Below are 13971 nucleotides of genomic sequence, written 5' to 3' on the forward strand. Positions count from 1 at the left end.
ATGAACGGCGCGCAGCTTCGTCACCAGAACCCCGGAATCGGCCGTGCACCTGCACGCAAGCCGGTGCCGCGCGGCGCCAGCCGTCTGGTGGCCAAGGAGCCGCTCAGCGCTCGCATGCCCAAGCCCAGCTTCGGCTTCCTGAAGGTGCTGTTGTGGCCTCTGGTGCTGGGCGTGCTCGGTGGCGGTGCTTATTACGGGGCGCAGTACGTGCTCCCCTACGCGGACCGGCCGATCGCCAAGGTCAGCGTGGAAGGTGATCTCAGCTACATCAGCCAGGCGGCGGTGCAGCAGCGGATCAGCCCTTACGTTTCGGCCAGCTTCTTCACCATCGACCTGGCCGGCATGCGCCAGGAGCTGGAGCAGATGCCCTGGATCGCTCACGCCGAGGTGCGTCGCGTATGGCCCGATCAGGTGGTTATCCGCCTGGATGAGCAATTACCCATCGCCCGCTGGGGTGACGAAGCCCTGCTGAACAATCAGGGTCAAGCCTTCGCCCCGCGCGAAGTGGCCAACTACGAGCACCTGCCGCGCCTGTCCGGCCCGCAGCGTGCTCAGCAGCAAGTGATGCAGCAGTACCAGATTCTCAGCCAGATGCTCCGCCCGCTGGGCTTCACCATCGCCAGCCTGGACATGAGTTCGCGTGGCGCATGGACCCTGGGCACCGCACAGGGCGTGGAGATCATGCTGGGCCGCGATCACGCGGTAGAACAGATTCGCCGGTTCGTGACCATCTACGACAAGGCGCTGAAAGAACAGATTACGAAAATTGCCCGCATCGACATGCGTTATCCCAACGGCCTGGCCGTGGCGTGGCGCGATCCGGTGCCGGAAACGACGGTGGCCCAGACCACCGGCGTGCAGTGAGTTGAGGAGACTTCAATAGACATGGCAAGCGTGCAGAGCGGCAAAATGGTCGTCGGCCTGGACATCGGCACCTCCAAGGTGGTGGCGCTGGTGGGCGAGGTGGCGGCCGATGGCAAGCTGGAAATCGTCGGCATCGGGACGCACCCGTCCCGCGGCCTGAAGAAGGGCGTGGTGGTGAACATCGAGTCCACCGTGCAATCGATCCAGCGCGCCATCGATGAAGCCCAGCAGATGGCTGGCTGCCGTATCCACTCGGCCTTCGTCGGCATCGCCGGCAACCATATCCGTAGCCTGAACTCCCACGGCATCGTGGCGATTCGCGACCGCGAAGTCAGCGGCGCCGACATCGAGCGCGTGCTGGACGCGGCCCAGGCCGTGGCCATCCCGGCTGACCAGCGTGTGTTGCACACCCTGGCCCAGGATTATGTGATCGATAACCAGGAAGGCGTGCGCGAGCCGCTGGGCATGTCCGGCGTCCGCCTGGAAGCCAAGGTGCACGTGGTGACCTGTGCGGTGAACGCTGCGCAGAACATCGAGAAGTGTGTGCGTCGTTGTGGCCTGGAAGTGGACGACATCATCCTCGAGCAATTGGCCTCGGCCTACTCCGTGCTCACCGAGGATGAAAAGGAACTGGGCGTGTGCCTGGTGGACATCGGTGGCGGCACCACCGACATCGCCATCTTCACCGAGGGCGCCATCCGCCATACGGCTGTCATCCCGATCGCCGGCGATCAGGTTACTAACGACATCGCCATGGCGTTGCGCACCCCGACTCAGTACGCTGAGGAAATCAAGATTCGATACGCCTGTGCACTGGCCAAATTGGCCGGCCCCGGCGAAACCATTAAGGTGCCCAGCGTCGGAGATCGTCCGCCGCGGGAACTGTCGCGCCAGGCGCTTGCCGAAGTGGTCGAGCCTCGTTACGACGAGCTGTTCACCCTGGTTCAGGCCGAACTGCGCCGTAGCGGTTACGAGGACCTGATTCCAGCCGGGATTGTCATGACCGGCGGCACCGCCAAGATGGAAGGGGCTGTCGAGCTGGCCGAGGAGATCTTCCACATGCCGGTACGCCTGGGCGTACCTCACAGCGTCAAGGGACTGGCCGACGTCGTGCGCAATCCAATCTATTCCACCGGTGTGGGTCTGCTCCTGTACGGGCTGCAAAAGCAATCCGACGGTATCTCCATGTCCGGCAGCAGCTTCAGCAGCGACGAACCCAAGACACCCGTACTGGAAAAGCTCAAACGCTGGGTCCAGGGCAATTTCTGATTTACCACCGCGGTAAACGTAGGCAACACAACTAGAAAGGAAGGAGAGGGGAAATGTTTGAACTGGTAGATAACGTCCCGCAAACAGCAGTCATCAAAGTGATCGGCGTAGGTGGCGGCGGCGGCAACGCCGTAAACCACATGGCCAAGAACAACGTTGATGGCGTCGAATTCATTTGCGCCAACACCGATGCGCAGGCGCTGAAGAACATCGCCGCGCGCACCGTGCTGCAGCTCGGCCCAGGTGTTACCAAGGGCCTGGGTGCTGGCGCCAACCCTGAAGTAGGCCGCCAGGCCGCCATCGAGGACCGCGAGCGTATCGCCGAGGTTCTGGAAGGCGCCGACATGGTCTTCATCACCACCGGCATGGGTGGCGGTACCGGTACCGGTGCTGCGCCGATCATCGCCGAGGTTGCCAAGGAAATGGGCATCCTCACCGTGGCCGTGGTCACCCGTCCGTTCCCGTTCGAGGGCCGCAAGCGCATGCAGATCGCCGACGAGGGCATCCGCTCGCTGGCGGAAAGCGTCGACTCGCTGATCACCATCCCGAACGAAAAACTGCTGACCATCCTGGGTAAGGACGCGAGCCTGCTGGCTGCCTTCGCCAAGGCTGACGATGTACTGGCCGGTGCCGTTCGCGGTATCTCCGACATCATCAAGCGCCCGGGCATGATCAACGTCGACTTCGCCGACGTGAAAACCGTCATGAGCGAAATGGGCATGGCCATGATGGGTACCGGTTGCGCCAGCGGCCCGAATCGCGCTCGCGAGGCGACCGAAGCCGCGATCCGCAACCCGCTGCTGGAAGATGTCAACCTGCAGGGCGCCCGCGGCATCCTGGTGAACATCACCGCCGGTCCGGATCTGTCCCTGGGCGAATACTCCGACGTGGGTAACATCATCGAGCAGTTCGCTTCCGAGCACGCCACTGTGAAAGTGGGCACCGTGATCGATCCGGACATGCGCGACGAGCTGCACGTCACCGTGGTCGCCACCGGTCTGGGCGCTCGCCTGGAGAAGCCGGTCAAGGTCGTCGACAACACCGTTCAGACCCAGGCCGTCAGCACCCAGGCTCCGGTACAGCGCGAGCAGCAGTCGGTGAACTACCGTGACCTGGACCGTCCGACCGTCATGCGCAATCAGAACCACGGCGGCGCTGCCACCGCGGCCAAGCTGAATCCGCAGGACGATCTGGACTACCTGGACATCCCGGCCTTCCTGCGTCGCCAGGCCGATTGAGTCGATTTATCAGGAGTATCAATGTGATTGGTGTTCAGCAAAGGGCGGTTCTGCTATCATCGCCGCCCATTGTTGACAACAGTTCGCAACTTGCGCGAAAGCGGCCAAAGCCATGATCAGACAACGCACCTTGAAGAACATCATCCGGGCGACCGGTGTCGGCCTGCATTCCGGGGAGAAGGTTTACCTGACCCTGAAGCCGGCTCCCGTCGATACTGGCATCGTGTTCTGCCGGACCGATCTCGACCCAGTGGTGGAAATTCCCGCCCGGGCCTCGAACGTCGGTGAAACCACCATGTCGACCACCCTGATCAAGGGTGACATCAAGGTGGATACCGTGGAGCACCTGCTCTCGGCCATGGCCGGCCTGGGTATCGACAACGCCTATGTCGAGCTGTCGGCGTCGGAAGTGCCGATCATGGATGGCAGCGCAGGTCCCTTCGTATTCCTGATCCAGTCCGCTGGCCTGCAAGAGCAGGAAGCGGCCAAGAAGTTCATCCGCATCAAGCGCGAAGTGACGGTGGAAGAGGGCGACAAGCGCGCCACCTTCGTTCCGTTCGACGGCTTCAAGGTGAGCTTCGAGATCGATTTCGATCACCCGGTCTTCCGTGGTCGCACCCAGAAAGCCGTGGTGGATTTCTCCAGCACTTCCTTCGTGAAGGAAGTCAGCCGCGCCCGTACCTTCGGGTTCATGCGCGACATCGAGATGCTGCGTTCCCAGAACCTGGCTCTGGGTGGCAGCGTGGAGAACGCCATCGTGGTCGACGAGTATCGAGTGCTCAACGAAGACGGTCTTCGTTACGAGGACGAGTTCGTCAAGCACAAGATCCTGGACGCCATTGGTGACCTGTACCTGCTGGGTAACAGCCTTATCGGCGAGTTTATCGGCTACAAGTCCGGTCATGCCCTGAACAACCGTCTCCTGCGTACCCTCATCGCAGACAAGGACGCTTGGGAAGTGGTGACCTTCGAGGACGCCAAGACCGCGCCGATCTCCTATATGCGACCCGCTGCGGCCGTATAAGGAAACCTCCTCCTTTCAGCTACAAAATTCAAAGGCCACCCTCGGGTGGCCTTTTTTTATGTCTGCGATTTATTCCCCGCCCGGTTCCGGCGGTTTGCGACTGCGGCTGGCAAGGCGCTCCAGGGCAGCCTTGAGCTGCGGATTGCTGATGCCTTCGGCGGCTTCGTGCAGGGTGGCGGAGGCGGACTCGGTGATCCGGTTGGTGTTCACCCGCGTCGGTGTCTGGGTTGTTGGCTGCACCTTGAACAGGATGCGCGCCAGCCCTCTGAACTCCTCGAACGCGGCCAGTTGCCGCAGCAGGCGGTTCTGCTGGTAGCGCAGGCGTGTGGCCCAGTGGCCGTCGGTGACCACCAGCAGAAGGCTACCTTCACGCCAGGAGGCGACTCGGCAGTAAGGACGTGCAGCGGGTTGCAGTTGCGAGTCGAGCAGTTCCTGCAGGCGCGAGAGGCGTTGCGCCTCGGCGAACAGCGACTGCAGCGGTTTGGCTTCGCGCAGCAGCTTGGTCATCGCCTTGGCAGGAAGGGGGCGGAAAGCCATGGAGAGCAACCGGGAGTGAATGAAGAGGGATGGTAACAGATGCGCCCAGGGCCAGATGCCACCGTCCGGCCTTGAAGTTGTCGGCCTGCGTCACCATATCACTCACTCGGATTCAAAGTTGTCCGCCCATGCATTGCCCCGGCGCTCGCAGAATGCGAAGCTTCGGAGGATGACTTCGGCACTTTTTTCCCGGAAGTTTCCGGGTAGAATGCCCGCTTCATTGCCGTTCCGCGCCGCGGCCAGCCAGTCGGGCAGCCCTCCAATTCTCCAGTTCGGATGACCCAGTCGATATGTTTGCGCCTTTGTTGAAAAAACTCTTTGGAAGCAAGAACGAGCGCGAAGTGAAGCGCATGGCCAAGCAGGTTCAGGCCATCAATGCACTCGAGCCCCAGATGGTTCCGCTTTCCGATGAGCAACTCAAGGCCAAAACCGAGGAGTTCAAGGCGCGCCTGGCCAAGGGCGAGACCCTCGATCAGATTCTTCCCGAAGCCTTCGCCGTCGCCCGTGAGGCCGGCAAGCGCGTGATGGGCATGCGTCACTTCGACGTCCAGTTGATCGGCGGCATGACCCTGCACGAAGGCAAGATCGCCGAGATGCGTACCGGTGAGGGCAAGACCCTCGTGGGTACCCTGGCCGTCTACCTGAACGCCCTGGCCGGCAAAGGCGTGCACGTGGTCACCGTGAACGACTACCTGGCCCGCCGCGACGCCAACTGGATGCGTCCGCTGTACGAATTCCTCGGCCTCACCGTTGGCATCGTCAGCCCGTTCCAGCCGCCGGAAGAGAAGCGCGCTGCCTATGCTTCCGACATTACCTATGGCACCAACAACGAATTCGGCTTCGACTACCTGCGCGACAACATGGCGTTCAGCCTGGACGACAAGTTCCAGCGCGAGCTGAACTTCGCCGTGGTCGACGAAGTGGACTCCATCCTCATCGACGAGGCGCGGACCCCGCTGATCATCTCCGGTCAGGCCGAAGACAGCTCCGAGCTGTACATCAAGATCAACAAGCTGATCCCGCGCCTGAAGCGCCACGTCGAGGAAGTCGAAGGTCAGGTGACCCAGCAGGGCCACTACAGCATCGACGAGAAGACCCGCCAGGTGGAGCTCAACGAGCAGGGCCACGCCTACGTCGAGGAGCTGCTGACCCAGAACGGCCTGCTGGCCGAGGGCGAGAGCCTGTATTCGGCGCACAACCTCAGCCTGCTGACCCACGTCTATGCCGCGCTGCGCGCCCACACCCTGTTCCACCGCAACGTGGAATACATCGTCCAGGGCGACCAGGTCCTGCTGATCGACGAGCACACCGGCCGTACCATGCCGGGCCGCCGCCTCTCCGAGGGCCTGCACCAGGCCATCGAGGCGAAGGAAAACCTGCCGATCCAGGCCGAGAGCCAGACCCTGGCCTCGACCACCTTCCAGAACTACTTCCGCCTCTACACCAAGCTGGCCGGCATGACCGGTACCGCCGACACCGAGGCCTTCGAATTCCGCCAGACCTACGGCCTGGACGTGGTGGTGATCCCGACCCACCGCCCGGTTGCCCGTAAGGACTTCAACGACCTGGTGTACCTGACCCAGGACGAGAAGTACGCCGCCATCATCACCGACGTGCAGCAGTGCCAGGCGCTGGGCCGCCCGATCCTCGTGGGCACCGCCTCGGTCGAGACGTCCGAATACGTCTCGCAGCTGCTGCAGAACGCCGGCATCGAGCACAAGGTACTGAACGCCAAGTACCACGAGAAGGAAGCCGAGATCATCGCCCAGGCCGGTCGTCCGGGCTCGGTGACCATCGCCACCAACATGGCCGGTCGTGGTACCGACATCCTGTTGGGCGGCAACTGGGAAGTGGAAGTCGCCGCGCTGGAGAACCCCACCGACGAGCAGGTCGCGCAGATCAAGGCCGACTGGCAGAAGCGTCACCAGCAAGTCATCGAGTCGGGTGGCCTGCACGTGATCGCTTCCGAGCGCCACGAATCCCGTCGTATCGACAACCAGCTGCGTGGCCGTGCCGGCCGTCAGGGCGACCCGGGCTCCAGCCGCTTCTACCTGTCGCTGGAAGACCACCTCATGCGTATCTTTGCCTCCGATCGGGTGAAGAACTTCATGAAGGCCCTGGGCATGCAGCCGGGCGAGGCGATCGAGCACCGCATGGTGACCAACGCCATCGAAAAGGCGCAGCGCAAGGTCGAAGGCCGCAACTTCGATATCCGTAAACAACTGCTGGAGTTCGACGACGTCGCCAACGAGCAGCGCAAGGTGATCTACCACATGCGCAACACCCTGCTCGCAGCCGACAACATCGGCGAGACCATCGCCGAGTTCCGCGAAGAGACCCTGAACAACACTGTCAGCGATCACATCCCGCCGCAGTCGCTGCCCGAGCAGTGGGACATCACCGGCCTGGAAATGGCGCTGTACAGCGACTTCGGCCTCAAGCTGCCGATCCAGCAATGGCTGGACGACGACGAGAAGCTCTACGAAGAAACCCTGCGCGAGAAGATCCTCGCCGAGCTGGTGGCGGCCTACAACGAGAAGGAAGACATGGCGGGCGCCGAAGCCCTGCGCACCTTCGAGAAGCAGATGCTGCTGCGCGTGCTGGACGACCTGTGGAAGGATCACCTGTCCACCATGGATCACCTGCGTCACGGCATTCACCTGCGCGGCTATGCGCAGAAGAACCCGAAGCAGGAATACAAGCGCGAGTCCTTCAACCTGTTCCAGGAACTGCTGAACTCCATCAAGCGCGACACCATCCGCGTGCTGTCCTTCGTTCAGGTTCGCCGCGAAGACCCGGCCGAAGAAGAAGCCCGCCTGCGTCGGGAAGCCGAGGATATGGCCAAGCGCATGCAGTTCCAGCACGCCGCCGCTCCATCCATGGAGCAGGTCACTGGCGAGCCGGAAGAAGAAGGTGAGGTGCCGGCTGACAACGTGGTGCCGATGGAACCCATCCGCAACGAACCGAAGATTGGCCGTAACGAGCCGTGCCCCTGCGGTTCGGGCAAGAAGTACAAGCACTGCCACGGTCAGGTGGAATAACGCCTCCCGCCCCTGATACCGACGCCGCGACCGGCCCTGCCGCTCGCGGCGTTTTTCTCATCTGTTTCACTGATTAGATTCACTGACTAGATAGGAGCACAGCACATGGCTGTTGGTCTCGGCCCCATGTCCACCCTGCACCCGGTCCCCGGTTTCGAACTCGGCATCGCCTCTGCCGGCATCAAACGACCCGGCCGCAAGGACATCGTGGTGATGCGCTGCGCCGAAGGCTCCACCGTGGCCGGTGTGTTCACCACCAACGCCTTCTGCGCCGCCCCCGTGATCCTGGCGCGCAAGCGCTTCCTGGGCCCGGTGCGCTACCTGCTGACCAACACCGGCAACGCCAACGCCGGTACCGGCGAGTCGGGCCTGGCCAATGCCACCCGCACCTGCGCCAAGCTGGCCGAGCTTGCTGGCGTGCCGGAAAACGCCGTGCTGCCGTACTCCACCGGTGTGATCGGCGAGCCGCTGCCGGTCGAGAAGATCGAAGCCGCATTGCCCGCCGCACTGGCCAACCTGTCTGTGGATAACTGGGCCGACGCTGCCGCCGGCATCATGACCACCGACACCCTGCCCAAGGGCGCCAGTCGCCAGTTCCAGCACGACGGCGTAACCATCACCGTCACCGGCATCAGCAAGGGTGCCGGCATGATCAAGCCGAACATGGCCACCATGCTCGGCTACATCGCCACTGACGCCAAGGTTGCCCAGGGCGTGCTGCAGGACCTGCTGCGCGATGCGTCGAACAAGTCGTTCAACCGCATCACCATCGATGGCGACACCTCCACCAACGACTGCTGCATGCTGGTCGCCACCGGCCAGGCCGCACTGCCGGAAATCACCGCCGCCAGCGGCGCGCTGTTCGCCGCGCTGAAGCAGGCCGTGCTGGAGGTCTCCATGGAGCTGGCCCAGGCCATCGTCCGTGACGGCGAAGGCGCTACCAAGTTCGTGACCGTGCAGGTCAACGGCGGCGCGACTCACCAGGAGTGCCTGGATGTCGGCTACGCCGTCTCTCACTCGCCGCTGATCAAGACCGCGCTGTTCGCCTCCGACCCGAACTGGGGCCGCATCCTCGCCGCCGTTGGCCGTGCCGGCGTGCCGGACCTGGACGTGAGCCTGATCGACGTGTTCCTGGACGACGTGGCCATCGCCAGCCGTGGCTGCCGCGCGGCCAGCTACACCGAGGACCAGGGCGCCAAGGTCATGGCCCAGGAAGAGATCACCATCCGCATCGATCTCGGCCGCGGCACCTGCAGCGAGACCATCTGGACCACCGACCTGTCCCACGAGTACGTGAAGATCAACGCGGAATACCGCACCTGATCCGCCGCCGGCCTCGTGCCGGCGCTTCGCTTCACTCGGATTCCCGATTTTCATGGAAGGATGAAAATCGGGAATTTGTTTTCATGGCTGCCGCGCTCTAAGGTCTCCTGACTGACCCTCAAGAGCGTCGCGTCCATGTCCCTCACCCTGATCATCGGCAGCAAGAATCTCTCCTCCTGGTCCCTGCGCGGCTGGCTGGCCATGCAACTCACCGGCGCCGAGTTCGAGGAAATCCTCATTCCCCTGGGCGGCCAGGACACCGCGCGGCGCATCCGTGAGCACTCGCCCAGCGGCAAGGTGCCGGCGCTCAAGTGCGAGCACGGGCTGATCTGGGATTCCCTGTCGATCGCCGAATACCTCGCTGAACGCTTCCCCGAAGCCCACCTCTGGCCCCGTGGCGAAGCGGCCCGCGCTCTGGCGCGCACGGTCTGCGCCGAGATGCACAGCGGCTTCATGGCGCTGCGCTCGCACATGCCCATGGACATCCAGCGCAACCAGCCGCTGGCCGAAATACCCGAGGCTGTGGCGGCGGACATCGCCCGCGTTGTCGAACTCTGGGCCCTGTGCCGCCAGCAGTTCGGCCAGGACGGTCCGTTCCTGTTCGGCCATGCCAGCATCGCCGATGCCTTCTACGCGCCCATTGCCACGCGCCTGCGCAGCTACTGCGTCATCCTGCCGATCGAGGCGCAGAACTACGTCGATGCCATCTACGCCTGGCCGACTTTCCGTCCCTGGCATGACGCTGCGATGGTCGAACGCGCCTGAACCAGGCCGCCAATGACGGTAGAATGCCCGTCTGCGCGGGCCCTGCCTGAATCGGATTGAGGAGTAGCACTGTGAAACGAGTACATGTCGCCGCCGCTGTGATTCGCGGGCTCGATGGCCGGGTGCTGATCGCCCGCCGTCCGGACGACAAGCACCAGGGCGGTCTCTGGGAGTTTCCCGGTGGCAAGGTGGAAGAGGGCGAAGCGGTGCAGGCCGCCTTGGCTCGCGAGCTGAAGGAAGAGCTGGGTATCGAGGTCGAGCAGGCGCGCCCGCTGATCCGCGTGCAGCACGACTACAGCGACAAGCACGTACTGCTGGATGTCTGGGAGGTCTCCGCCTTCTCCGGAGCGCCCCACGGCGCCGAAGGCCAGCCGCTGGCCTGGGTCGCCCCGCGCGATCTGCCGGACTACGAGTTTCCAGCGGCCAACGAGCCCATTGTGCAGGCCGCGCGCCTGCCCGATCGCTACCTGATCACCCCTGATGGGCTGGAAATCCCGCAGCTGGTGCAGGGTGTCCGCGCGGCGGTCGCCAGCGGCATACGGCTGATTCAGCTGCGTGCGCCGAACATGTACAGCCCCGAGTACCGCGACCTTGCCGTCGATGTGCAAGGCCTGTGCGCCGGCAAGGCGCAACTGATGCTCAAGGGCCCGCTGGAGTGGCTGGGGGACTTCCCGGCGGCTGGCTGGCACCTGACCTCCGAGCAACTGCGCAAGTACGCGCCCAACGGCCGGCCCTTCCCCAGCGAGCGTCTGCTGGCGGCTTCCTGCCATAACGCCGAGGAGCTGGAGCTCGCGGCGCGCATGGGCGTGGATTTCGTCACCCTGTCGCCGGTGCAGCCCACCGAGAGCCATCCGGGCGAGCCGGCGCTGGGCTGGGAGGCGGCGGCCGAGTTGATCGATGGCTTCAACCAGCCGGTGTTCCTGCTCGGTGGCGTCGGCCCGCAGGATGTCGAGCGTGCCTGGCAGGCCGGTGCACAGGGCGTGGCGGGGATTCGCGCGTTCTGGCCGAAAGTCGAAGGCTGATGGGATCTCGCGTGGGGCGGTGATGGGTATCGCTTCGCTCCACGCCATCCTGCAAAAGCGCTTCCCGCCCCATTCCTACGCCAGTCGCCAAACGATTACGGCTGACGGATGTTTGTAGGAGCGAGCTTGCTCGCGAACAGGCCCGACTTAGAAAAGCTGGGCGGTTCGCGAGCAAGCTCGCTCCTACAGTTTCGGCATTGCCCTGTGCGCGATTGGCAATCAGGCGGGTTTTTCGGCCGCCTGCCAGAGGATTTCTTCCACGCCCTGGCGGCGGGCGATGAAGCGCGCGGCAACGAAGAGCAGGTCGGACAGGCGGTTCAGATAGCGCAGGCCCGCACCTTCCAGCGGTTCCTCGGCGTTCAACTGCTGGCAGCGACGCTCGGCGTTGCGCGCCTGGGCGCGGCACAGGTGGGCGAGGGCGACCAGGCGCGAGCCGCCGGGCAGGATGAAGTTCTTCAGCGGCCCGAGTTCCTCGTTCCAGCGGTCGATCACCTGCTCCAGGCGCTCCACTTCGGCATCGTTCAGCGCGCGGTATTCCGGCATCGCCAGCTCACCACCCAGGTCGAACAGGCGATGCTGGATCGGCGCCAGTACGCCAATGACTTCCTCCAATGCACTGCTACGCGCTTCGTTCAGCCCGGCGAGCAGCAGCCCGATATGGCTGTTCAATTCATCCACCGCGCCCATGGCTTCCACGCGCGGGTGGTGCTTGGGCACGCGGCGGCCGTCGGCCAGGCCGGTTTCCCCGGCGTCGCCGGTGCGGGTGTAGATCTTCGACAGGCGATTGCCCATGGCTCAATGCTCCTTGTCGCCCTGCGCCAGTAGCGGCAGTGGCGGGGATATCTCGGCGCCCAGCGGCAGACGGATGGTAAAGCAGGTGCCCACGCCCAGCTCGGACTGCACCTCCATCTGCCCCTTGTGGTTGTTGGTGACTATGAAATACGAGACTGACAGGCCCAGCCCCGTGCCCTGACCGACTTCCTTGGTGGTGAAGAAGGGCTCGAAGATGCGCTTGCGAACGTTCTCCGGCATGCCGCAGCCGTTGTCCTCCACGTGGATTTCCGCCCACGGTGGATTGAGCCGGGTACGCAGGGTGATCCGGCCGTACTCGCCTTCCTCCTCGTCGTCGCGCAGGTGGATGGCCTGGGCGCCGTTCTTCAGCAGGTTGAGCAGGACCTGTTCGATCTCATTGGCAATCACCGGCACCGGCCCCAGGCGCTGATCGTATTCGTGGACGATCTCCAGCGACTTGAAGTCGAAGCCACCGGTGAGGTCGAAGTCGTTGCCGGCGATCTCCACGGCCTGTTCCAGCAGCGCCGGCAGTTCGCAGGCGGCCATCTGGCGATGGCTGCGGCGGCTGAAGGAGAGCATGTGGGTGACGATCTTTGCCGCCCGCGAGCCAGCGTACTGGATGCCATCCATCAGCTTGGGAATCTCCCGCGCTTCCAGGTAGTGGTTGAGGTCGTCCAGGCGTACGCCGACTTCGCCGGCTACTTCGAGGTTCTTCGGCAGGTCCTGTGACAAGCGCCGGCGGATGTTCTGCACGTTGTGCAGGATGGCGCCCAGCGGGTTGTTGATCTCATGGGCCATGCCGGCGGCGAGGCCGCCGACGGAGAGCATTTTCTCCGACTGCACCATCATCTCTTCCATGCCCAGGCGGTCGGTGATGTCGTCGATGCGGATCACCGCGCCACGGCCGGTACCGCCCATCAGCGGGTAGAAGGTCAGGGCGTAGTGGCGCGGCGCATCAGTAAGGGCCCAGGTGACGCGTTCGACGCGCTCGACCTTGTGCTGCTCGGCGGCGCGGGTGAGCTGCGGCAGGAAGGGTTTGAGCGACGGGAAGGCAAGGAACACCGGCTGGTTCACCGCGTCGTCCAGGCTGGTGCCGGAGAGTTGGCTGGCTTCCTGGTTCCACTGGGTGACATAGAGCTGCTCGTCCACTGCGATCAGTGCCGACGGCATGGAGTCGATGATGCTGTTGAGGTAGTGCTGGAAGCCGGTGAGCTTCTTCTCGATCTTGCTGCGCACCTGGACTTCCAGTTCCAGCTTGCGGTTCGAGCGGCGGGTTTCCTCGGCCAGCGACTGGGCCTGTTCCACGGCCTCCTGGGCATCGTCGCGGGCGCGCTTGAGCTGCTGCTCGCGGGCCTCGATGCGGGTCAGCATGGTGTTGAAGGCGTCGGCCAGGCGGCCGATCTCGTCGGCGTTGCCGCGTTCGGCTCGCAGGGCATAGTTCTCTTCGCGGGTGACCTGGCGCGAGAGCTCTTCGAGGCTGCGGATCGGCCGGGTGATCAGGCGCCTGATCTGTTGGGCGATCAGCAACCAGAGCAGCACCGAGACGGCGAGGATCACCAGGCTGGCGGTGAGGGTGCCGGTGTAGAAGGCGCCGGGCAGCTCGCTGCTGGCTACCAGCAGCAGATAGCCGCTGTTGCGGCCGGCCTGGGGTAGCTCGAACAGGGCATTGAGGCGGTACTCGTGCTGGCGCCAGCGCTCCAGGTGATCGAGGCGCTCGGGCAGGGCGATGGGGCCGTTGCTTGGTGTCTGGGCGATGCGCTCGCCATCGCTGTCGTAGAGCGCGGCGGCTCGCAGCGGCTGGTAGTCGTCCAGTTGGCGCAGTAGCACCTGGGCCTGGGTTGGCGAAGACAGAGCCGGTTCGCTGAGCGCCGGGTTGGCGATCAGCCGGCCGATGGTCTGCAGGGCCTGGGGCGCCACGCTGTCCTGGGAAATCCAGTAGGCCGCACTGATGAAGGCGAGGTTGGCCACCAGCATGACGGTCGCCAGCAGCACCAGCAGGGCGGCGAGAATCTTCTGGCCGACCGGCAGGTCTTCCAGGCGCTGGCGCAGGTTCATGGGTGAAGGCATGGGCGCTTTCTTGGAAAAACAGGAGAGGC

The 13971-nt window shown here is 64.0% G+C and carries 11 protein-coding genes; 8 read left to right on the plus strand and 3 right to left on the minus strand.

Going from position 1 to position 13971, the window contains the following annotated elements; translation table 11 throughout:
- The 4 genes from ACNFH5_RS06795 to lpxC all read left to right on the plus strand — a co-directional run bounded on the left by ACNFH5_RS06795 (position 1) and on the right by lpxC (position 4395).
- Positions 1 to 864 (plus strand): cell division protein FtsQ/DivIB, encoded by an 864-nt coding sequence (locus ACNFH5_RS06795; protein ID WP_416744881.1) that lies wholly within the window; start codon positions 1 to 3, stop codon positions 862 to 864.
- Between the two features lie 21 nt (positions 865 to 885).
- Positions 886 to 2133: a cell division protein FtsA gene (gene ftsA / locus ACNFH5_RS06800; protein ID WP_024764065.1), complete on the plus strand. Its 1248-nt coding sequence runs from the start codon at positions 886 to 888 to the stop codon at positions 2131 to 2133.
- Positions 2134 to 2186: 53 nt separating this feature from the next.
- A complete protein-coding gene (ftsZ, locus tag ACNFH5_RS06805) occupies positions 2187 to 3371 on the plus strand; it encodes a cell division protein FtsZ (RefSeq protein ID WP_017518095.1) in 1185 nt (394 codons plus the stop codon).
- 112 nt (positions 3372 to 3483) lie between these two features.
- A complete protein-coding gene (gene lpxC / locus ACNFH5_RS06810; RefSeq protein ID WP_184589107.1) occupies positions 3484 to 4395 on the plus strand; it encodes a UDP-3-O-acyl-N-acetylglucosamine deacetylase in 912 nt (303 codons plus the stop codon).
- Positions 4396 to 4464: 69 nt separating this feature from the next.
- Here lpxC and ACNFH5_RS06815 read toward each other — a convergent pair whose 3' ends face one another.
- On the minus strand, positions 4465 to 4932 hold the full coding sequence (locus tag ACNFH5_RS06815) for a DUF721 domain-containing protein (RefSeq protein ID WP_416744882.1): 468 nt from the start codon (positions 4930 to 4932) through the stop codon (positions 4465 to 4467).
- 290 nt (positions 4933 to 5222) lie between these two features.
- Here ACNFH5_RS06815 and secA point away from each other — a divergent pair, with 290 nt between their 5' ends.
- The 4 genes from secA (at position 5223) to ACNFH5_RS06835 (ending at position 11083) form a co-directional block, all read left to right on the plus strand.
- Positions 5223 to 7973, plus strand: a complete 2751-nt coding sequence (secA, locus tag ACNFH5_RS06820) for a preprotein translocase subunit SecA (RefSeq protein ID WP_416744883.1) — start codon at positions 5223 to 5225, stop codon at positions 7971 to 7973.
- Positions 7974 to 8078: 105 nt separating this feature from the next.
- Positions 8079 to 9296: a bifunctional glutamate N-acetyltransferase/amino-acid acetyltransferase ArgJ gene (gene argJ / locus ACNFH5_RS06825; protein ID WP_416744884.1), complete on the plus strand. Its 1218-nt coding sequence runs from the start codon at positions 8079 to 8081 to the stop codon at positions 9294 to 9296.
- Between the two features lie 135 nt (positions 9297 to 9431).
- Positions 9432 to 10061, plus strand: a complete 630-nt coding sequence (locus tag ACNFH5_RS06830) for a glutathione S-transferase family protein (RefSeq protein ID WP_416744885.1) — start codon at positions 9432 to 9434, stop codon at positions 10059 to 10061.
- A 71-nt stretch (positions 10062 to 10132) separates the two neighbouring features.
- Positions 10133 to 11083 carry a Nudix family hydrolase gene (locus ACNFH5_RS06835; protein ID WP_416744886.1) on the plus strand — a complete coding sequence of 317 codons (951 nt, stop codon included), beginning with the start codon at positions 10133 to 10135 and terminating at the stop codon, positions 11081 to 11083.
- Between the two features lie 219 nt (positions 11084 to 11302).
- Here the strand turns inward: ACNFH5_RS06835 and ACNFH5_RS06840 are convergent, their stop codons facing one another.
- The gene (locus ACNFH5_RS06840; RefSeq protein ID WP_416744887.1) at positions 11303 to 11875 is read right to left on the minus strand and encodes a cob(I)yrinic acid a,c-diamide adenosyltransferase; all 573 of its coding nucleotides are present in this window, start codon (positions 11873 to 11875) and stop codon (positions 11303 to 11305) included.
- A gap of 3 nt (positions 11876 to 11878) precedes the next feature.
- The gene (locus ACNFH5_RS06845; RefSeq protein ID WP_416744971.1) at positions 11879 to 13930 is read right to left on the minus strand and encodes an ATP-binding protein; all 2052 of its coding nucleotides are present in this window, start codon (positions 13928 to 13930) and stop codon (positions 11879 to 11881) included.
- Positions 13931 to 13971: the final 41 nt, after the last annotated feature.

Origin of the sequence: Pseudomonas sp. NY15435 (genome assembly GCF_048068295.1) — a bacterium.
Taxonomy (GTDB): domain Bacteria; phylum Pseudomonadota; class Gammaproteobacteria; order Pseudomonadales; family Pseudomonadaceae; genus Pseudomonas.